The 20,640-nt window shown below is 63.9% G+C and carries 18 protein-coding genes; 12 read left to right on the forward strand and 6 right to left on the reverse strand.

From position 1 onward, the window contains the following. Positions 1 to 216: 216 nt before the first annotated feature. A complete protein-coding gene (locus U873_RS0107215; RefSeq protein WP_025127608.1) occupies positions 217 to 561 on the reverse strand; it encodes a hypothetical protein in 345 nt (114 codons plus the stop codon). Positions 562 to 765: 204 nt separating this feature from the next. Here U873_RS0107215 and ppc point away from each other — a divergent pair, with 204 nt between their 5' ends. The 7 genes from ppc to U873_RS0107250 all read left to right on the forward strand — a co-directional run bounded on the left by ppc (position 766) and on the right by U873_RS0107250 (position 8,017). Beyond that, on the forward strand, positions 766 to 3,396 hold the full coding sequence (ppc, locus tag U873_RS0107220) for a phosphoenolpyruvate carboxylase (RefSeq protein ID WP_025127609.1): 2,631 nt from the start codon (positions 766 to 768) through the stop codon (positions 3,394 to 3,396). Positions 3,397 to 3,674: 278 nt separating this feature from the next. Then, positions 3,675 to 4,322, forward strand: coding sequence for an adenylate kinase (gene adk, locus U873_RS0107225; RefSeq protein ID WP_025127610.1), 648 nt, complete (start codon positions 3,675 to 3,677; stop codon positions 4,320 to 4,322). 90 nt (positions 4,323 to 4,412) lie between these two features. Continuing rightward, positions 4,413 to 5,087 carry a tRNA (adenosine(37)-N6)-threonylcarbamoyltransferase complex dimerization subunit type 1 TsaB gene (tsaB, locus tag U873_RS0107230; RefSeq protein ID WP_025127611.1) on the forward strand — a complete coding sequence of 225 codons (675 nt, stop codon included), beginning with the start codon at positions 4,413 to 4,415 and terminating at the stop codon, positions 5,085 to 5,087. Between the two features lie 195 nt (positions 5,088 to 5,282). Continuing rightward, complete coding sequence (locus tag U873_RS0107235) at positions 5,283 to 5,585, forward strand: hypothetical protein (protein WP_025127612.1); 303 nt, start codon at positions 5,283 to 5,285, stop codon at positions 5,583 to 5,585. Beyond that, positions 5,582 to 6,442 (forward strand): DUF72 domain-containing protein, encoded by an 861-nt coding sequence (locus U873_RS0107240; protein WP_025127613.1) that lies wholly within the window; start codon positions 5,582 to 5,584, stop codon positions 6,440 to 6,442. The genes U873_RS0107235 and U873_RS0107240 overlap by 4 nt, the downstream gene beginning before the upstream one ends. Positions 6,443 to 6,475: 33 nt before the next feature. Then, positions 6,476 to 7,306: an oxaloacetate decarboxylase gene (locus U873_RS0107245; protein ID WP_025127614.1), complete on the forward strand. Its 831-nt coding sequence runs from the start codon at positions 6,476 to 6,478 to the stop codon at positions 7,304 to 7,306. A gap of 12 nt (positions 7,307 to 7,318) precedes the next feature. Then, on the forward strand, positions 7,319 to 8,017 hold the full coding sequence (locus U873_RS0107250; protein WP_025127615.1) for an extensin family protein: 699 nt from the start codon (positions 7,319 to 7,321) through the stop codon (positions 8,015 to 8,017). Positions 8,018 to 8,026: 9 nt separating this feature from the next. Here the strand turns inward: U873_RS0107250 and U873_RS0107255 are convergent, their stop codons facing one another. Next, positions 8,027 to 8,644, reverse strand: coding sequence for a hypothetical protein (locus U873_RS0107255; RefSeq protein WP_025127616.1), 618 nt, complete (start codon positions 8,642 to 8,644; stop codon positions 8,027 to 8,029). A gap of 93 nt (positions 8,645 to 8,737) precedes the next feature. Here U873_RS0107255 and U873_RS0107260 point away from each other — a divergent pair, with 93 nt between their 5' ends. Further along, entirely contained in the window at positions 8,738 to 9,520 is a 783-nt protein-coding gene (locus tag U873_RS0107260) for a class I SAM-dependent methyltransferase (RefSeq protein WP_025127617.1), read from the forward strand. A 108-nt stretch (positions 9,521 to 9,628) separates the two neighbouring features. On the opposite strand, the gene U873_RS0107265 is transcribed toward U873_RS0107260, so the two are convergent. Then, positions 9,629 to 10,273: a TetR/AcrR family transcriptional regulator gene (locus U873_RS0107265; protein WP_025127618.1), complete on the reverse strand. Its 645-nt coding sequence runs from the start codon at positions 10,271 to 10,273 to the stop codon at positions 9,629 to 9,631. 94 nt (positions 10,274 to 10,367) lie between these two features. Between U873_RS0107265 and U873_RS0107270 the strand changes: the two genes are divergently transcribed. From U873_RS0107270 to U873_RS0107285, 4 genes are all read left to right on the forward strand, one after another. Further along, entirely contained in the window at positions 10,368 to 11,456 is a 1,089-nt protein-coding gene (locus tag U873_RS0107270) for an efflux RND transporter periplasmic adaptor subunit (protein ID WP_025127619.1), read from the forward strand. 6 nt (positions 11,457 to 11,462) lie between these two features. Then, positions 11,463 to 14,519 (forward strand): efflux RND transporter permease subunit, encoded by a 3,057-nt coding sequence (locus U873_RS0107275; RefSeq protein WP_025127620.1) that lies wholly within the window; start codon positions 11,463 to 11,465, stop codon positions 14,517 to 14,519. Positions 14,520 to 14,904: 385 nt separating this feature from the next. Further along, positions 14,905 to 15,498: a TetR/AcrR family transcriptional regulator gene (locus U873_RS0107280; RefSeq protein ID WP_025127621.1), complete on the forward strand. Its 594-nt coding sequence runs from the start codon at positions 14,905 to 14,907 to the stop codon at positions 15,496 to 15,498. A gap of 25 nt (positions 15,499 to 15,523) precedes the next feature. Beyond that, positions 15,524 to 16,672, forward strand: coding sequence for an aromatic ring-hydroxylating dioxygenase subunit alpha (locus U873_RS0107285; RefSeq protein ID WP_025127622.1), 1,149 nt, complete (start codon positions 15,524 to 15,526; stop codon positions 16,670 to 16,672). A 90-nt stretch (positions 16,673 to 16,762) separates the two neighbouring features. Here U873_RS0107285 and U873_RS0107290 read toward each other — a convergent pair whose 3' ends face one another. The 3 genes from U873_RS0107290 to plsB are packed head-to-tail and all read right to left on the reverse strand — an operon-like array spanning position 16,763 to position 20,431. Further along, complete coding sequence (locus U873_RS0107290) at positions 16,763 to 17,452, reverse strand: DUF4197 domain-containing protein (RefSeq protein WP_025127623.1); 690 nt, start codon at positions 17,450 to 17,452, stop codon at positions 16,763 to 16,765. A gap of 24 nt (positions 17,453 to 17,476) precedes the next feature. Continuing rightward, the gene (locus U873_RS0107295; RefSeq protein WP_025127624.1) at positions 17,477 to 17,875 is read right to left on the reverse strand and encodes a YbaY family lipoprotein; all 399 of its coding nucleotides are present in this window, start codon (positions 17,873 to 17,875) and stop codon (positions 17,477 to 17,479) included. A gap of 51 nt (positions 17,876 to 17,926) precedes the next feature. Further along, complete coding sequence (gene plsB / locus U873_RS0107300) at positions 17,927 to 20,431, reverse strand: glycerol-3-phosphate 1-O-acyltransferase PlsB (protein ID WP_025127625.1); 2,505 nt, start codon at positions 20,429 to 20,431, stop codon at positions 17,927 to 17,929. Positions 20,432 to 20,640 lie beyond the last annotated feature (209 nt).

Genomic DNA, 20,640 nt, shown 5'->3' on the forward strand with positions numbered 1-20,640 from the left:
TGATGGCGAAATTTGAAACGGCCGTTCCAGCGATGGTTAATGGGTGTGACCCGAGGCTTTTTTGAATAGTTCAGAGAAAGATGGCGATTGGCCGGAAAAAAATTACACCGCGGAAACAGGGCTCTAGAGCGGGAACTTTCGCCGTGCGCAGGGGTATTCCCGGCCCTTTTCAGGGCCGGGAACAGTGTCGCTTCCAGAGGGGAAGGTGGGCTGGATTCAGTGTTTCGGCTTGTCTGCCTGGCTCGACAGAACCTGCAGGTATTGCCGTGACAGGCTCAGGAAACGCGGGGTGGGGCCGACGTCTTCGTACAGCGGATCGCCCTCTTCATCGGTGGCGACCACGTGCTGGCCCTGGATGTAGGGGAAGCTCGCCTCGAGCTCTTCCAGGGCGGCTCCGATCAGCTCGCCAAGGAGCTCCTCGGTCTGGCGTTTGGGGTACATCTCGGCGAGGGCGGCCAGGCGTGCGGCGGCTTCCACATCCAGGTGAATCCGGTAGCCGGTCTTGGTCAGCCGACCCTTGGCGTTTTCTTCCCAGTGTTGTGCGAGTTCACGGATTTTCATGATGACCTCAATGAACACCTGCTTGTGGCAGGTTGGGTTGAGTGACCGGCCCGGGCCGGTGCGCGGCCCTTGTACGGCCTGTACTTCAGACTAGCCTCAACGACAAAGGTTGGCTGCCGGTTTGCCGCGCGCTTGCTAAGCGGCGCGTGCAAGCGGCACTCTTGAGCCTTCCGTGCCGCCTTGAGTCTGCTGGAGAACACCTCGATGACCGATATTGATGCGCGCTTGCGCGAAGACGTTCACCTGCTGGGTGAGCTGTTGGGCAATACCATCCGTGATCAGTACGGCGAGGGGTTCCTCGACAAGATCGAGCAGATCCGCAAGGGCGCCAAGGCCGACCGGGGCGGCTCCGCGGGGGCCGAGTTGAGTGCCAGCCTCGACCAGTTGAGCGAGGAGGAGCTGCTGCCGGTGGCCCGGGCCTTCAACCAGTTCCTCAACCTGGCGAATATCGCCGAGCAGTATCAGTTGATCCACCGCCGCGACGAGTCGCAGCCGGCCCCGTTCGAAGCCCGGGTGCTGCCGGAGCTGCTGGCCCGCCTGCGTGCCGAAGGGCATGGCGCCGATGCTCTGGCCCGGCAATTGGGACGGCTGGAGATCGAGCTGGTGCTGACCGCGCACCCCACCGAAGTGGCGCGCCGCACCCTGATCCAGAAGTACGATGCAATCGCCGCGCAACTGGCGGCCCAGGACCATCGCGACCTGACCAGCGCCGAACGTGGGCAGATCCAGGTGCGCCTGCAACGCCTGATTGCCGAAGCCTGGCACACCGAGGAAATCCGCCGGACCCGGCCAACCCCCGTGGATGAGGCCAAGTGGGGCTTTGCGGTGATCGAGCATTCGCTGTGGCAAGCCATCCCCAATTATCTGCGCAAGGCCGACCAGGCCCTGTTCACCGCCACCGGCCTGCACCTGCCGCTGGAGGCGGCGCCGATCCGCTTTGCCTCGTGGATGGGGGGCGACCGGGACGGCAACCCCAATGTCACCGCGGCGGTGACCCGTGAGGTGTTGCTGCTGGCCCGCTGGATGGCGGCCGACCTGTATCTGCGGGACATCGATCACCTGGCTGCCGAGCTGTCCATGCAACAGGCCAGCGCCGCCTTGCTGGCCAAGGCCGGAGACAGTGCCGAGCCCTATCGGGCGCTGCTCAAGCAATTGCGCGAACGCCTGCGAGCCACCCGTAACTGGGCCCATGCGGCGCTCGCTGCGCCGGTGCCGGCCGGGCCCGAGGTCTTGCAGAGCAACCGTGAACTGCTGGAACCCTTGCAACTGTGCTACCAGTCGTTGCACGAATGCGGGATGGGGGTGATCGCCGACGGTCCGTTGCTCGATTGCCTGCGCCGGGCCGTGACCTTTGGCCTGTTCCTGGTGCGCCTCGATGTGCGCCAGGATTCTTCCCGGCACTCCTCGGCCATGACCGAGATCACCGACTATCTGGGCCTGGGGCGTTATGAGGACTGGAGCGAAGAGGATCGCATCACCTTCCTGATGCGCGAGCTGGGCAACCGGCGCCCCTTGCTGCCGGGCTATTTCAAGCCTTCGGCAGACACCGCGGAGGTACTCGCCACCTGTCGCGAGATAGCCCTCGCACCCGCGGCGTCCCTGGGTTCCTACGTGATCTCCATGGCCGGCGCCGCCTCCGATGTGCTGGCGGTGCAGTTGCTGCTCAAGGAGTCCGGGGTGTTGCGGCCAATGCGCGTGGTGCCGCTGTTCGAAACCCTGGCGGACCTGGACAACGCCGGCCCGGTGATGGAGAAGCTGCTGCACATGCCGGGTTACCGCTCGCGCCTGCAAGGGCCCCAGGAAGTGATGATCGGCTATTCCGACTCGGCCAAGGATGCCGGCACCACCGCCGCGGCCTGGGCGCAGTATCGGGCCCAGGAACGGCTGGTGGACATCTGCCGTGAACAGCAGGTGGAGTTGCTGCTGTTCCACGGTCGCGGCGGCACCGTGGGGCGCGGCGGTGGTCCGGCTCACGCGGCAATCCTGTCGCAGCCGCCGGGTTCGGTGGCGGGACGGTTCCGCACCACCGAGCAGGGGGAAATGATCCGTTTCAAATTCGGCCTGCCGGACATCGCCGAGCAGAATCTCAACCTGTACCTGGCCGCGGTGCTGGAAGCCACGCTGTTGCCGCCGCCACCGCCGGAGCCGGCCTGGCGCCATCTGATGGACGAATTGGCCAGTGACGGGGTCCAGGCCTACCGCGAAGTGGTACGGGACAATCCGCAGTTCGTCGAGTACTTCCGCCAGTCGACTCCGGAGCAGGAACTGGGGCGCCTGCCCCTGGGCAGCCGGCCGGCCAAGCGCCGTGCGGGGGGCATTGAAAGCCTGCGGGCGATCCCGTGGATTTTCGGCTGGACCCAGACCCGCCTGATGCTGCCGGCCTGGCTGGGTTGGGAGGCGGCGCTGAGCAAGGCACTGGCCCGGGGCGAAGGCCATTTACTGGCGCAGATGCGTGAGCAATGGCCGTTCTTCCGCACCCGCATCGACATGCTGGAAATGGTCCTGGCCAAGGCCGACGCGGACATTGCCCGCTCCTATGACGAGCGTCTGGTGGAGGCTGAACTGCTGCCATTGGGTGCGCATCTACGCGACCTATTGTCGCAGGCTTGCGCGGTGGTGCTGGGCCTGACCGGGCAGTCGCAACTGCTGGCCCACAGCCCCGACACCCTGGAGTTCATCCGTCTGCGCAATACCTACCTCGATCCGCTGCACCTGTTGCAGGCCGAACTGCTGGCACGCTCGCGCCGCCAGGACGCGCCCCAAGGAAGCCCCGTGGAACAGGCGCTGCTGGTTTCCGTGGCGGGGATCGCTGCCGGCTTGCGCAATACCGGCTGAGGTTCGACAACCCGCACGGACGGCTTTGTCCAAGCCAATCTCAGGGTGGCGCCCGGCTCCCGCTGGCGACACTTTGTTATCGGGTTGCGACTTGTTCTACCTGGCCCGGGGGGCACAAAAGGGCCAGGTTCCTCCGACTTTCGACTGCTTGTGTGCGCTGTGTCGGCTGTGTATCTTGATCAGCCTTTGGCCGTTTGGGCGGCCACAACCCTATTTTTGAGATTGGCCCCACGAGGCGAATCCGAGCGTTTCTAAATAAAAAATTGAGGAGCACATCGATGCGCGTAATTCTGCTGGGAGCTCCCGGGGCCGGTAAAGGTACTCAGGCAAAGTTCATCACCGAAAAGTTCGGCATTCCACAGATCTCCACCGGCGACATGCTGCGTGCGGCGGTCAAGGCCGGCACCGAACTGGGCCTCAAGGCCAAGAGCGTGATGGACAGCGGTGGTCTGGTTTCCGATGACCTGATCATCAACCTGGTCAAGGAACGCATCAGCCAGCCGGACTGCGCCAAAGGCTTCCTGTTCGATGGTTTCCCGCGCACCATTCCTCAGGCTGAAGCACTGGTCAAGGCCGGTGTCGAGTTGGACAGCGTGGTGGAAATCGCCGTCGACGACGAAGAGATCGTCCAGCGTATCGCCGGTCGCCGTGTGCACGAAGCCTCGGGCCGGACTTACCACACCGTCTACAACCCGCCGAAGATCGCCGGCAAGGACGACATCACCGGTGAAGACCTGGTGCAGCGCAAGGACGACACGGAAGAAACCGTGCGTCATCGCCTGTCGGTCTACCATTCCCAGACCAAGCCGTTGGTAGCCTTCTACCAGCAGTTGGCCGCTACCCAGGGCAAGCCGAAGTACAGCCATATTCCGGGCGTGGGTTCGGTGGAAGTGATCACCGCCAAGGTGCTCGAAGCCCTGAGCTGAGTCACCTGATCGGATTGATCGTTGAACGGCCCGCTTGCGGGCCGTTGCTGTTTATAATGCGTCCCTTTTTCAATGCCTATGGAACCCCCGATGAGCACCTTGCTGGCCCTGGACACCGCGACTGAAGCTTGCTCCGTTGCTTTGCTGCATGACGGCAAGGTCACGAGCCATTACGAGGTGATCCCGCGTCTGCATGCGCAGAAGTTGCTGCCTATGATCAAGGAGCTGTTGGCCAGTGCCGGCACCACCTTGCAGGCGGTGGATGCGATCGCCTTTGGTCGCGGGCCGGGAGCCTTTACCGGTGTGCGAATTGCCGTTGGCGTGGTGCAGGGGCTGGCCTTCGCTCTGGACCGCCCGGTGTTGCCGGTGTCCAACCTGGCGGTGCTGGCCCAGCGCGCCCTGCGTGAGCACGGTGCGACCCAGGTAGCGGCGGCCATCGATGCGCGGATGGATGAGGTCTACTGGGGCTGCTACCAGGAGACCGCTGGCGAGATGCGCCTGGTCGGTGTCGAGGCTGTTCAGGCGCCGGAAGCTGCGGCCTTGCCCGTGGATGCGCACGGTGAGTGGTTTGGGGCAGGCACTGGCTGGGGCTATGGCGAGCGCATTGCGGTCAACCTCAGTGGCCAGGATGCCAGCATGCTGCCCCACGCCGAAGACCTGCTGACCCTGGCCCGGTTTGCCTGGGCACGGGGTGAGGCGATCGCCGCCGATGATGCGCAGCCGGTCTACCTGCGAGACAAGGTCGCCACGCCCAAGGCCCGTTGAGGCCCTTTCTCTTTTCATCGATGGCCCGCGGTTGTTCAGACATCTCCTGCTACAACCGCCAATCGTCTGGTTTTCAGCGTTGATCCTGCCCGGTTTTAAACCTTTTGGCTGTTCTGTGTTCTAGTTATCACTTGGGTATTTGCTAAGTCGTAGCAGTGCCGCTAAATTGCCATCATCGACCCCGGGCTTTTCAGTATGCGCATAGACGGCATCTCCTCTCAGTCCTACCCCATCAAGCGCAAGCCGCGCAAAGGCTTGGTGCTGGTGGACGACTCCCAGGACGATGCCGACGCCATTGAAGCCCAGCCCGAGTCTGCGATCCAGAATCGCTCCCAGGCTGCGGCTCCCCGTACCGCCAATCTCCCCGCCCGCCCGCAGGACATGATCTTTCAGCGGGCGATGAAAAAGAGCGTGGCCAATGCCTTGGCCAGCTACCTGACCACCGCCGGTTTTGTCGATTGGGATATGGAGGTGGTGGGTCTCGACCTGCACATCTGATGCTGCCTTATTTCCTCGGTTGTCCTTCCTGGAGCGAAAACGCCTGGCGTGAGTACCTGTACCCGGAAAGTGCACGACCGAACGATTTTCTCGGCCTGTATTCGCAGGTCTTCAACGCCGTCGAAGGCAACACCACCTTCTACGCCCGACCTGCGCCGAGCACCGTGCAGCGCTGGGCACAGATCATGCCCGAAGGCTTTCGCTTCACTGCCAAGTTTCCCGGTGACATCAGTCACGGCGGCGACCTGCGCGAGCAACTGAGCGCTGCCGAAACCTTCATCCAGTTGCTCAGCCCCTTGGGGGCGCGGGTGTCGCCCTTGTGGCTGCAATTGCCGGCCAGTTTCGCCCCGCAGCGCCTGGCGGAGCTGGCAGGGTTCATCGACGGCCTGGAGCGGCCGCTGGCGGTGGAAGTGCGGCATCCGGAGTTCTTCGCCAAGGGCGATGCCGAACGCAGGCTCAACCGACTGTTGCGCGAGCGGGGCGTAGAGCGCATTTGCCTGGATCCGCGGGCGCTGTTCAGCTGCACCTCGACGGATCCCGCGGTGCTCCATGCACAGTCGAAGAAGCCCAAAGTGCCACCGCGTCCGGCGGCCTTTACCCAGTTTCCCCAGGTGCGATTCATCGGTCATCCGCAGCTGGAGGCCAATGATCCGTTTCTGTTGCCGTGGATCGACAAGGTCGCCGGCTGGATCGAAGAGGGGCGCACGCCCTACATGTTCCTGCACACCTCGGACAACCGCCTGGCCGCCGAACTGGCCCGGCGTTTTCATGCCCGGCTGATGCAACGTTTGCCTGGCTTGCCCGGATTGCCTGAGTTATACAGAGAACCCGTCGCGGAGCAGCTCGGTTTGCTCTGAGACGGTCTCATGGTCTTTTTCAGGAGCGAGCAAATGGACGCGCAAAGCCTGCGAGCGAATGCCTTCAAGGCCCTGCATGAACGGGCCGGTGCCTTTGTCATTGCCAATCCCTGGGATGCCGGTTCCGCCCGCATGCTGGCCAGTCTCGGCTTCGAAGCCCTGGCCACCACCAGCGCCGGATACGCGTTCTCCCTGGGGCGTCCGGATGCCGAGGGCGCGGTCAGCCTGGAGGACACCCTGAACAACGTGCGGGCAATAGTCGGGGCCAGTAGCCTGCCGGTGGCGGTGGACCTGGAGAACGGCTTTGCCGACAGCCCTGCAGGCTGTGCCCAGGCACTGCTGTTGGCGGCTGCCAGCGGCGTGGTCGGCGGTTCGATCGAGGATGCCAGCGGCCGTGCCGACGACCCCATCTATGATTTCAAACTGGCGGTGGAACGTATCGAGGCCTGTGTCGCTGCCGCACGTAGCTTGCCCTTTGCCTTCACCCTGACCGCCCGGGCGGAGAACCTGCTGCACGGTCGTGAGGACCTGGCGGACACCATTCGGCGCCTGCAGGCCTTTGCTGAAGCTGGCGCCGATGTGCTCTATGCACCGGGGCTGCGCAGCGCCGAGGAGATTCTCCAGGTCGTTCAGGCCGTGGCGCCCAAGCCGGTGAACGTGCTGATGTCCGGCGGTCTCAACCTGAGCGTGGCGCAATTGGCGAAGCTGGGGGTCAAGCGCATCAGTGTCGGCTCGGCCCTGGCCCGGGCAGCGTACGGTGCGTTCTATCGGGCCGCGGAGGATATCCGCGAGCATGGCCGCTTTGATTTTGCCGATCGTGCGATGCCGTTCGGGCAGATCAATCAATTGTTCAAGCAGCCATAAAAGGGAGTGTTTGTGCGCGGGTTGAAAGTTCTCGGTGCCTTGCTGTTGCTAGGGGCCCTGTTGTTGCTCGGCATTCGCCTGGGCTGGCTGCCAGTGGCGGATGCCTGGAATCCCTGGGCGCCGCTGGACGTTCGGGCCAAGCCCAATCTGCTGACTCGATTCAAGCTGTCACGGCTGCGGGATGATCCGGCATTGTGCGATGAGGTGCTCGCGCGCTCCGGCCTGCGTACCAGCCGTCAGCCTGACAGCCGGGGCGATGTGGCCTGTCCCTTGAGCAATACCTTGCGGGTGCAGGGCGCTGAGGTGGCCTTGAGCAGCAGCTTTCTTGCCAGTTGCCCGCTGGCGGTGGCCTTTGCCCTGTTCGAGCGCCATGGCCTGCAACCGGCCGCGCAGACGGTGTATGGCCAGCGAGTGGCGCGGGTCGATCATCTGGGCAGCTTCGCCTGCCGCAACATGTACAGCCGTGAGAACGGCGCTCGCAGCCAGCATGCCACGGCCAATGCCCTGGACATCGCCGGCTTTCGCCTGGCGGACGGACGCAGCATCAGCGTGCTCAGGGATTGGCCGAAGGACAGCAATGAGGGACGTTTTCTAAGGCTGGCCCGGGATGGCGCCTGCGAGGCGTTCAACGTGGTCCTGGGGCCGGATTACAACGCTGCCCATCGCAACCACTTTCATCTGGATGTCGGGCCCTGGTGGGTGTGTCGCTGAAAGCGGGGCTCAGGCGGCGATGCGCAGGTTCTGCAGGATCAGTGGGCGCGCCCAGCCGATGTCGAAGTCCATCTGCTTCTGCTGCTCGATGAGCTCTTGCGGTGGGAACGGCTTGGCCGGCTTGTCCAGCAGATCGAGTTCGAACTCGGCGATCGGCAGGTGCAATGGACGTGGTTCCGGCGCCGGGCCGGGAGCGGGCACTGGCTGGCCGGCGTTGAGCACGATCGGCCGGACCCAGCCGCTCTCGAAATCCTGCTGGCGTTGCTGGGCAATGATCTCTTCGGGCGGGTAGGGCGGAGCGGGTTTGTCCAGCAGTTCAGTCTCGAATTCGGCGATCGGCAGGAACAGGGGCTCGGGTGGGCGGACCTCGGTGTCTTGCACATCGCAGTGGCGCTGGTTGACGATCTGGGTCAACAGCTCAGTGCCGCCGACCGGTTCCACGGGGCCGTCGATGGCCACCGCAGGCATGGCTTCAACGCTGGCACCTTCTCCCCGTTGCTCGGCCAGGGCCTGGGCAAAGAAGTCCTGCCACAGATGGCTGACGCCGCTCAGTGCCTGGGAGTTGCGCAGGCCATAGTCGCCATGGGGCGAGATATAACCTATCGATGTGCGTTGAATGTCTGACATTGCTCTCGGTCGACGCTGAGCTCTGGCAAAATGGCCGATAGTTCAGTTATCGGCCGTTTTTGCCGATCATTAATTTTTTGAGTGTGTTTTCAGATGAGTGAGCAACCTGCGGCCTGCCGCATCAACGTCGAGGCCCTGGACAGCGGGTTCGAGACCCAGGCCCGGCAGTGGGCCGAGCGCCTCGGACTGCCCTTGCAGATCGACGCCGCCGAGTTCGCCCTGCAGGTCGGGGAGCAGGGGCTGCAATTGCAGCAGTTGGGGCCGGACGCGCCGGGACCGGTCCGCGTGGACTTCGTCGAGGGCGGTGCGGCCCATCGACGTCTGTACGGCGGCGGCAGCGGGCAGATGATCGCCAAGGCGGTGGGCGTGGCCCAGGGGGTGCGGCCTAGGGTGCTGGACGCCACCGCGGGCCTGGGCAAGGACGGCTTCGTGCTGGCGACCCTGGGGTGTGAAATGAGCCTGATCGAGCGCCAGCCATTGATTGGCGTATTGCTTGAAGATGGCTTGGCCCGCGGTGCGCTGGATGCCGAAGTGGCGCCCATTGTTGCACGCATGCATCTGCTCAAGGGCAACTCCATCGAGTTGATGCGCAACTGGCAAGGCGAGCCGCCCCAGGTGATCTACTTGGACCCGATGTTCCCCCATCGGGAGAAAAGTGCCCTGGTGAAAAAGGAAATGCGCCTGTTCCGGCCACTGGTGGGCGACGACAACGACGCTCCGGCCCTGCTGGCGGCGGCCTTGGCCCTGGCAACCCACCGGGTGGTGGTCAAGCGCCCGCGCAAGGCGCCCTGCATCGAGGGGCCCAAACCCAGTCATGGGCTGGAGGGCAAGTCCAGCCGCTACGACATCTATCCGAAGAAGGCATTGAAGGCCTGATTGCCGTCAGTGCCGGCCAACCGGCGACGCCTGCGGCGAAGGTGCTAGCCCCTGTGGGGCGCCTCGGCCGGCAAGCGCCTGTCCATTGGTTGTGCGCGGGGCGCGGTTTCAGGCCGGGTCCGGGCGGTAGGCGCGCATGAACAAGGCCACCACTTCCTGCACATGCTCTTCAGCGGCGGCGCCGGTCAAGGGCTCGCCGTAGCCATACAGCAGGCGGAAGTTCGCACCGCCCTTGAGCATGCAGAAGAAATGCTCGGCGGCGTTGCGCGGCTTGTCGATCTGCAAGGTGCCCAGCAGGTTGATCTTGCAGAGCAGCCGTTCCATGCCTTGCAGCACGCGTTCGGGCCCGGCCTCGATGAAAATCTGCGAGAGCTTGGGGTCCTGGCTGCCCAGCGCCATGATCAAGCGGTGCAAGTTGACCGACTCGTCACTGTTGATCAGCAGGTGAAAGCCTCGGGCGATATTCAAAAGCACGCTTTCCACCGGGGTGTCTGCCGACAACTCGTAGATCAGGGTGGGCAATTGTTCTTCGCACTTGGCCACCACGGCGGCACTGAACAGCGTCTCCTTGTCCGTGAAGTGACTGTACACCGTGAGCTTTGAAACACCGGCTTCGGCGGCGACCGCATCCATGCTGGTACTGGCGTAGCCATTGCTCAGAAACAGATTTTTCGCTGCTTCGAGAATGGCCTGGCGCTTGGCCAGATCCTTGGGCCTGCCTGGCCCAATGCTTGCGGAATTATTGTCGGACATTTTTCGACTTTTATTACTGGACTGGTGAGTTTGCTATTAATAACATACCCGCCAGTATAATTATTCCAAGCACCATTAGCGAAAGGTCGCCGCCATGTTCCGCTATGCCTTGCCAGTCAGCCTGGCTTTTTTTCTGTCTGCTTGTGGGCATGAAGAGCCCGTCCAAATCGGCATCCGGCCGGCCATGGTGGTCCAGCCAGAGCCTTCGGCGCGGGCTTCGGAGAGCTACCCCGGCGAGGTGCGGGCCCGCTATGAGCCAGACCTGGCATTCCGTATCGGCGGCAAGGTCAGTCGACGGCTGGTAGAGGAGGGCCAACGGGTCAAGGCCAACCAGCCCCTGGCCGAACTCGATCCGCAGGATGTGCGCCTGCAACTCGAGGCTGCCCGGGCCCAGGTCACCGCAGCCACCGCCAATCTCAACCTGGTGCGTGCCGAACGAGATCGCTACAAGACCCTGCTGGATCGGCAGATGGTCAGCCGTTCCCAATACGACAATGCCGAAAACCTCTATCGCGCCGGCGAAGCGCGCCTGAAACAGATCAAGGCCGAGTTCGACGTGGCCAACAACCAGGCCGGCTATGCCGTGCTGCGTGCGCCACAGGATGGCGTAGTGGCCAAGCGTGCGGTGGAAGTCGGGCAAGTAGTGGCGGCTGGGCAGACAGTCTTCACCCTGGCCACCGACGGTGAGCGCGAGGTGCTGATCAGCGTCCCCGAACAGAATTTTGGCCGCTTCAAGATCGGCGAGCCGGTGTCGGTGGAACTCTGGAGCCAGCCGGGCCAGCGTTTCGATGGCCGTATCCGCGAGCTGTCGCCGGCTGCCGACTCGAAGTCCAGAACCTTTGCCGCGCGCATCGCTTTCAGTGCCGGCAAGGTTCCGGCCGAACTGGGGCAGAGCGCCCGGGTGTTCATCCAGAACGCTGATGCGGTCTCGCTATCGGTGCCGCTCTCGGCGCTGTCCGCCGAGGGAGGTGCGACCTACGTCTGGCGGGTGGATGCCAACAGCACCCTGCACAAGACCCCGGTGCGGGTCGGTGCCTTCGGCGAGAAGAGCGTGCCGGTGCTGGAAGGCCTGGGTGCCAACGACTGGGTGGTGGCTGCCGGGGTGCATGTCTTGCACGAGGGCCTGCAGGTGCGCCCGGTGGATCGCTCCAACCGCGTGGTCAACCTGACGGCCAAGGAGTAATCCCCAATGGGTTTCAACCTTTCCGCCTGGGCGTTGCGCAATCGCCAGATCGTCCTGTTCCTGATGTTGCTGTTGGCTATTGTCGGAGCACTTTCCTACACCAAGCTGGGACAAAGTGAAGACCCGCCGTTCACCTTCAAGGCCATGGTGATCCGCACCAACTGGCCGGGGGCCACGGCCCAGGAAGTGTCGCGCCAGGTTACCGAGCGGATTGAGAAGAAGCTCATGGAAACCGGTGAGTACGACCGCATCGTATCCTTCTCCCGGCCGGGTGAGTCCCAGGTGACCTTCATCGCCCGGGATTCCATGCACTCCAACGAGGTGCCCGAACTCTGGTACCAGGTGCGCAAGAAGATCAGCGACATCCGCCAGACCTTGCCGCCGGGAATCCAGGGGCCTTTCTTCAACGATGAATTCGGCACCACCTTCGGCAATATCTATGCGTTGACGGGGCAGGGCTTCGACTACGCGGTGCTCAAGGACTACGCCGACCGCATCCAGATCCAGCTGCAACGGGTTAAGGACGTGGGCAAGGTCGACCTGCTGGGCCTGCAGGACGAGAAGATCTGGATCGAGTTGTCCAACGTCAAGCTGGCGACCCTGGGCCTGCCCCTGGCAGCGGTGCAGCAAGCGCTTGAGGAACAGAACGCGGTGTCCACCGCGGGGTTCTTCGAGACGCCGAGCGAGCGGGTGCAACTGCGGGTGTCCGGCAATTTCCAGACCGTGGAGCAGATTCGCAACTTCCCGATCCGGGTGGCCGGACGCACCTTCCGCATCGGTGATGTGGCGGATGTGCACCGCGGCTTCAACGATCCGCCGGCACCGCGCATGCGTTTCATGGGGGAAAACGCCATCGGCCTGGCCGTGGCAATGAAGGATGGTGGCGATATCCTGGTGCTGGGCAAGGCCCTGGAAGGTGAGTTCGCACGGCTGCAGAACAGCCTGCCGGCGGGCATGGAGCTGCGCAAGGTGTCCGACCAGCCAGCGGCGGTGAAGACCGGGGTCGGCGAGTTCGTCCGGGTCCTGGCCGAGGCCCTGATCATCGTCCTGCTGGTGAGTTTCTTCTCCCTGGGGGTACGCACCGGGATGGTGGTGGCCCTGGCCATTCCCCTGGTGCTGGCGATGACCTTCGCCACCATGTACTACCTGGGCATCGGCCTGCACAAGATCTCCCTCGGGGCCCTGGTGCTGGCCCTGGGCTTGTTGGTGGACGACGCGATCATTGCGGTGGAGATGATGGCGATCAAGATGGAGCAGGGCTTCGACCGGATCAAGGCCGCCAGCTTTGCCTGGACCAGCACCGCCTTCCCGATGCTCACCGGCACCCTGATCACCGCGGCGGGTTTCCTGCCGATCGCTACCGCCCAGTCCGGTACCGGCGAATACACCCGCTCGATTTTCCAGGTGGTGACCATTGCCCTGGTGGCTTCGTGGATCGCCGCGGTGGTGTTCGTGCCGTACCTGGGGGAAAAACTGCTGCCGGACCTGGCGAAGATCCACGCCGCCAAGCACGGCGCCGACTCCAATCCCCACGGTACGCCGTTCTACCAGCGGGTGCGCCGGATGGTGGGCTGGTGTGTGCAGCACCGCAAGACGGTGATCGTCCTGACCATCCTGCTTTTTGTCGGCTCGGTGGCGCTGTTCCGTTTCGTGCCCCAGCAGTTCTTCCCGGCCTCGGGCCGCCTGGAGCTGATGGTCGATCTGAAGCTGGCGGAAGGCGCTTCCCTGAGCAACACCGCCGATGAGGTCAAGCGCCTGGAGGCAATGCTCAAGGATCACCCGGGCATCGATAACTACGTGGCTTACGTGGGTACCGGTTCGCCGCGTTTCTACCTGCCCCTGGACCAGCAATTACCGGCCACCAGCTTTGCCCAGTTCGTGGTGCTGGCCAAGACCATCGAGGATCGCGAGAGCCTGCGCAGCTGGCTGATCGGCACCCTCAACGAGCAGTTCCCGGCCCTGCGTTCGCGGGTCACGCGCCTGGAGAACGGCCCGCCCGTGGGTTACCCGGTGCAGTTCCGGGTCACCGGCGAGCACATCGAGGAAGTTCGTGCCCTGGCACGCAAGGTGGCGACCAAGGTGCGGGAGAACCCCCACGTGGTCAACGTTCACCTGGACTGGGAAGAGCCGAGCAAGGTGGTCTACCTCAACGTCGACCAGGACCGGGCCCGCGCCCTTGGGGTCAGCACCGCCAACCTGTCGAAGTTCCTCCAGAGTTCGCTGATCGGCTCCACCGTCAGCCAGTACCGCGAAGACAACGAACTGATCGAGATCCTGCTGCGGGGCACCCGCGAGGAGCGCACCGAGCTGTCGTTGCTGCCAAGCCTGGCGGTGCCTACCGACAATGGTCAGAGCGTGTCGCTGTCCCAGGTCGCAACCCTGGAGTATGGCTTCGAGGAAGGGGTGATCTGGCACCGTAATCGCCTGCCTACGGTCACTGTGCGTGCCGATATCTATGGCAAGGAACAGCCGGCGACCCTGGTGCAGCAGATCCTGCCGACCCTGGAGCCGGTGCGCGCCGAACTGCCGGACGGCTACCTGCTGGAAGTCGGCGGCACGGTGGAGGATTCGACCCGTGGCCAGAACTCGGTGAAGGCCGGCGTGCCGCTGTTCATCGTGGTGGTGCTGACCTTGCTGATGATCCAGCTGCGCAGCTTCTCGCGCACCGCCATGGTGTTTCTCACCGCGCCCCTGGGGTTGATCGGGGTCACCCTGTTTCTGCTGGTGTTCCGCCAGCCCTTCGGCTTTGTGGCGATGCTCGGCACCATCGCCCTGTCCGGGATGATCATGCGCAACTCGGTGATCCTGGTGGACCAGATCGAACAGGACATCAGGGCCGGGCTGAAGCCCTGGGACGCCATCATCGAAGCCACGGTGCGGCGTTTCCGGCCCATCGTGCTGACGGCCCTGGCGGCAGTGCTGGCGATGATTCCCTTGTCGCGCAGCGTGTTCTTCGGGCCGATGGCGGTGGCGATCATGGGCGGGCTGATTGTCGCCACGGCCTTGACCCTGCTGTTCCTGCCGGCGCTGTATGCGGCGTGGTTCCGGGTGCGCAAGGACTGACCGCGGCAATCATCGCTTGAGGCAAGGACGAAGGCCGGGCAGCAATGTCCCGGCCTTGGTTTTTTTAGGGGCGCGAGGAGCAACTAAGCACAGTGCTGCTGGACCGCGCTTCAAGCGCAGGCCGCGCCATTGACGGTTGAGGTGTGGCGGCTTCTCCAGAGGCGCAGCGCCAATGGCGATGGAGCACCGGCGCCTTCCCGAGCGGCTGTCTGCCATTGCCTGCCTGGTGCATCCCGCTCGCCAATATCCTTGGGCAAAAGCCCGCCGCGCGCGTTGGGTTCTGTCGCAAGGCAGCCCAAGGTGTTTTTTATTGATGAAACTTGGCGTATGGCGATTCAGATCTAAACTGAATTCACTTCACTTTTGACGCGCTCTGGATTTTTCCATGCCCGACCTCTCCACCAAGGCCTTGCGTACCCGAAGCCGCTTGCTGGACGCCGCCCGGGAAGAACTGCTGCTGCACGGCGGTGCCCTGGAAGTGGGCCGGGTCGCCGAGCGGGCTGGGGTGTCGGTCGGGCTGATCTACCGCTACTTCAACTCCCGCGCAGGGTTGCTGGCGGCAGTGGTGGAGGACTTCCACGACCGTTACCAGGCTGAAGTGATGGTGGCCGATCCGCTGCCGGGCGCTGCGCACTGGTGTCAGCGGGAAGAGCGGAGGGTGCATCGCGCGGTGCAGTTTCTCTATGCCGAACCGCTGGCGCCACTGCTGCTGGTGAGCCTGGCACGGGAGCCGGAAGTCGCGAGCCTCGAAGCACAACGCATTGCCGAGAACATCCGCCAGGGGGCCGACAACATCCGCCGTGGCCAGGCCGCCGGGCAGTTGCCAGCAGGACTGGACCCGCAACTGGTGGCGGCAATGGTCCTGGGGGGCATGCACCAGGCGCTGCTGGAGGCCCTCGGGCGCAGACCGCGACCGCCCCAGGAACAACTGGCGCACCAGCTCTGGCATTTCATCCGGGGTGCCCTGGCACCCGTTTAAGGGAACCTGATCACCGGAGGCGTCCATGCACCACGCGACCCAGGTACAGCTGCTCAAGAAGGCCCTGGCCCTGGCCGACCAGGGCCTTTCCGATGGCGCAGAGACGGCGTCTGCCCTGCCGGTCAGTCGCTACCTCGATGAACCGCGCTATCTGCGTGAGCGCGACCAGGTACTGTTCAAGGAGCCCTTGCTGGTAGCGCGTTCGACGGAGATCGCCGCCGGGCATTTTCTGACCCGGGACCTGCTGGCGCCGCTGCTCCTGAGTCGTGATGCCAGCGGGCGGCTGCGGGCCTTCTTGAATGTCTGCAAGCACCGGGGCACGCAGTTGGTGAGCGAGGCCTCGGGGCCCAATCGAGTGTTCGTCTGCCCCTACCATGGCTGGTCCTATAACCCGGACGGACAATTGCGGGGGATTCCCCACGCCTATGGTTTTGCCGATATCGAGCGTGCCTGCCTGAACCTTACCGAGGTGCCGCTGGCCGAGCGCTTTGGTGCTGTCTGGGTGCGCCATTCACCGGGGCCGGCCCTGGACCTGGAGCGATTTTTTGGCGAACAGATCATCGCTGACTTCGACAGCTTTGCCGTCGAGTCCCACGTGCTGTTCGACCCGCAGGATATCCGTCGCCCGGTGAACTGGAAGCTGACCATTGATACCTTCCTGGAGAACTATCACGTCGCCAAGGCGCATCAGGCGACCATCGACCACCTGTTCTGGCCCAACCTGGGATTGTTCGAGCGCCATGGTCGGCATATCCGCAACTTCTATGTGAAGCGCAACCTGCGCGAATTACGGGAGTTGCCCGAGAGCCAGTGGAACCTGCGCCGCCACGGCAACCTGTTGTATTTCATCTGGCCCAACACCCTGGTGCTGGTGGAGCCCGATCACCTGGACTTTTCCACGGTCTTTCCCGAGGGCCCCCTGGCCACGCGGGTGCTCGGGCACACTTTACTGGAGCAGGCGCCGGCCAGTGACAAGGCACTGCGCTATTTCCAGAGGAACAACCAGATTCTCTATGGAGCGCTGGAGGAAGACTTCGCCATGGCGGCACGGGTTCAGGCTGGCATTCGCGCCGGCGCCAGCCCACAACTGTGGCACGGACGGTATGAGGTGGCGTTGCGCTGGTTTCACCAGGAGCTCGATGCGGCCCTGGAGGATTTGCCGGAGGGGGGCTGAGGGGCAGTTGGCAACTGGCCTCGATCGTTGAGGCGACAGCGCTGTTCGCGGCCCCGGTCCGCGGTGTGGCGGACCGGGGCCAAGGGCTGATCAGAGGGTGCCGAAGACTTTCTTCGCCAGGCTGGTGGCGGCGGCCGCCGGGTTCTGGCGGATGGTTTCTTCCTGCTTGCCGATCATCTCGAACAGGCCATTGAGTGCCTGCTCGGTCACGTAGCTCTCGATGTTGGCGCTCTTGGCATCCAGCACGCCCAGGGTCGCGGCCTGGCCGGCGAAGGAGTTGTACTGCTTGGCCAGGCCGACCTGATCGGTGGCCTGCTTGACGATGGGCAGGAACTTGGCGCGGATCTGCTCGCGGCTGCTCTTGTCCAGGTATTGGGTAGCGGAGTCCTTGCCACCGGCCAGAATGCCCTTGGCGTCAGCCACGGTCATTTTCTTCACCGCATCCACCAGCAGCGCCTGGGCTTGCGGTACCGCCGCTTCGGCGGCCTTGTTCATGCTGGTTTCCAGTTGATCGACCTGGTCACCCATGCCGAACTGCTTCATTTTCTTCGCCACCTTGCCGAGGTTGCCCGGCAATTCGATGCGCACATCGGGGTTGTTGCTGAACCCCCCGGGGGTGCCCAACTGCTTGACGGCGATCTGCGCGCCCTGGGTCAGGGCGTCCTTGAGGCCACCGCTGGCGTCACCCTGGGACAGGTCGCTAAGGGACAGGGCCAGGGCACTGGCGGAAATCAGCAGGCCAGCACACAGGCTGGTGAAACGGAGCGAAGTACGGAGCATGGCGGCTTCCTTGGGCAATGAGAATTAACGTACGGCGTCGACACGGAGTTTCAACGGCTGGGGGTCCTTGCCGTCGAGATTGACCCCGTTGTGTTCGGTGGTGATGAACATCAGCTTGCCGTCCAGTTCGATCCGCGCGCTGACCGCGTAGCGGTGGCCGGGCTTGACCTGGGCCGGGTCGTAGCTGAGGTGGAAGGGCAGTGGCACCTGGCCTTTGACCGGGCCGCTCTGCTCGGCCAGGACCACCGCCGGTGCGTCCGCCAGGGACACGTCCTGCAGGCTCACGCTCAAGGTGGCGGCAGGCGGCAGGGCGATGCGCTGCAGATAGAAGACTTCGCCATCGAGGCTGGCTTTGGCTGCAGGGTGCATGGCTTGGCAGGCTCCAAGCAGCGCGGTGGCTGCCAGCAGGATGAGTTTGTTCATGACGGATCTCCGTATCGAGGGCGCCGCAGGCTCTGCGGCGCCGATAAGAATCTAGTCGGTTTGCGTGGGGGCCGCGAGCTGGTCGGCGGCATCTTCGCTGCGGTGCAGGGCGACCTGGCGGATCGACAGGCGAATCTCCGCCGGCAGTACGCGCTTGGCGGCGCCTTCGGCCAGCTCCCCGAGTATTTCGTGGTAGCTCAGCTTGCCGGCTTCGTCGCGACGCAGCACGCCCTGGTCCAGCAGGGTCTGGATAAAGTGACGGAACAGGCTCTTGTCGAAGAACTCCGGGGCGTTCAGCCCATGCAGGATCGACAGGCGCTGGGCCATGACCGTGCACAGATCCTCCAGCTCTTCGGCACTGATGCTGTTCTGCCCGCTGTTGAGTAGCAGGGAAATGGCCATGTAGAAGCGTTGCAGGGTCTGGGCGATGCTTTTGGACAGCAGGGTCAGCAGGACAAAATGCCGCGAGCTGGGTGCCGGTCGCTGATACACCTCGTTCTCGAAGCGCAGCAGGCCTTGTTCGACAAAGGCTTCCAGCCACTGGTCCACCACCGCGTCCAGTTCTTCCAGGGACCAGCGGATGAACAGCTCCGCCTGCAAGTAGGGATAGAGCGCGCGGGTGTAGCGCAGGATCTGTTCGCGGCTCATGCGTGACGAGCTCTGGAAGAAGCTCGCCAGCAGCGCCGGCAGGGCGAAGATGTGCAGCACGTTGTTGCGGTAGTAGGTCATCAGGACGGCGTTCTGCTCGTCCAGGTAGAGGATCTTGCCCAGTGCGTCGCTCTGCTCGGCCAGCAGCTTCATGTCCTTCACATGCTGGATCAGCGCCTGGCCATCGCCTTCGGGCAGGGTGGTATGGGGCGAGTAGGGCACCCGGCGCAGCAGCGCCAGGTACAGGTCCAGGACCCGGGCCATGGCGCGGTCGTCCAGGGCCAGGCGGCTGGTGGAGAGCAGGGCCAGGGCTACCAGGTTCACCGGGTTGATCGCCGCGGCTTCATTGAGGTGCTGGGCTACCCGCTCGCCGAGGCGATTGGTGGTTTCGTTGAGCCAGGCCGGACGGTATTGCGGGCCCAGCTCCTGGGTACGCCAGTCCGGCTGTTCCTGGTCGAGGAACTCCGCCAGCTTGATCGGTTCGCCAAAGTTCACCGCCACCTGGCCGAAGCGCTGCTTGAGGGCGCCGACGACCTTGAAGATGTCGAAGATCGATTCCTTCTTCTTGCTCGCGCCGCGCAGCTCGCCCAGGTAGGTGCGGCCTTCCAGGACCCGCTCGTAGCCGATGTACACCGGCACGAAGACGATGGGCATGCGCGAGGAGCGCAGGAAGCTGCGCAGGGTGATGGCCAGCATCCCGGTCTTGGGTTGCAGCATGCGGCCGGTGCGCGAGCGGCCGCCCTCGACGAAGTACTCCACCGGGAAACCCTTGGTGAACAGGGTGTGCAGGTACTCGTTGAACACCGAGGTGTAGAGCGGGTTGCCCTTGAAGGTACGGCGCATGAAGAAGGCCCCGCCGCGCCGCAGCAGGCCGCCGATCACCGGCATGTTGAGGTTGATCCCGGCGGCGATGTGCGGCGGGGTCAGGCCGTTGCGAAACAGCAGGTAGGACAGTAGCAGGTAGTCGATGTGGCTGCGGTGGCAGGGCACATAGATCACCTCGTGGCCCGGGGCGATTTTCTGCACGCCTTCCAAGTGGTTGACCTTGATCCCGTCGTAGATCTTGTTCCAGAACCAGCTCAGCACCACTTCGAGGAAGCGGATCGCGGTGTAGGTGTAGTCCGAGGCGATTTCATTGCCATAGCGCAGGGCCTGGGCCTTGGCCTTTTCCGGGGAAATCTTCTCGCGCTCGGCCTCATCCAGAATGGCCTGCTTCACCAGGGGCTGGTTGAGCAGGCCCTTGACCAGGTTGCGCCGGTGGGAAATGTCCGGGCCGATGACCGCGGCCTTGAGGTTGCGAAAGTGCACCCGCAGGATGCGCTGGGCCATGCGCACGGTGCGCTCGTGGCCCTTGTTGTGCTCGATCAGTTCCCGCAGGTTGATCGGTGCGGAGAACTGCACCCGGGTCTTGCGCCCCAGGATCATGATGCTGAGCAGGCGGCGCAGGCGCCCGGTGACCGCCCAGCTGTCGGCGAACAGCAGCTTCCACGGGCTCGATTCGCTGTCCGGCGACTGGCCCCAGAACACGCTGACCGGAATGATCTGCGCATCTTCGGCAGCGTTCTGGGTCAGGGCGCTGACCAGCCGGGTCAGGGTCGGCGGCGCGCCGCGCTTGTCCTGGCGGCCGAGCCAGTCCGGCTCCGGAGTCAGGTAGAAGAACGCCGCCGGCTCCAGCAGGTTGCCCACCGACACCGGCAGCACCGGACGTGGCAGGCCGGCCTTGGTGCATTCGGTGTCCACCACCGCAAGGTCAGTCAGGGACGGGTTTTGCAGGACGTAGAACACCGGTCGGCTGCGGTCGAGGTCGAGGGTGAAGGACGACTGGTTGATGGTTTCCGAGCGAACCCAGAGGTACAGCAGTCGGCGCAGGGTGCCAAACACAAGACGGCGGATCGGGGAGCGGGTCATACGGCTTCTGCGTGAGTGATTGAAAAACCGAGCAACTGCTCGGGGCCGGTAGTGTGCCGGATTCGTCGAAAATCGGCAAAAAAGCCCCCAAACAATATTGAGTTGAGAGTTTTAGCGCCTGTCATATACTCGGCCGACTCTCCCGCGGTCGTATCGCCTCCACTCATAGAGACGCTGGTCGAGGGAAAGTTCTCAAGGTTTGGTTGCAG

Source organism: Pseudomonas sp. PH1b (assembly GCF_000633395.1).
Taxonomy (GTDB): domain Bacteria; phylum Pseudomonadota; class Gammaproteobacteria; order Pseudomonadales; family Pseudomonadaceae; genus Aquipseudomonas.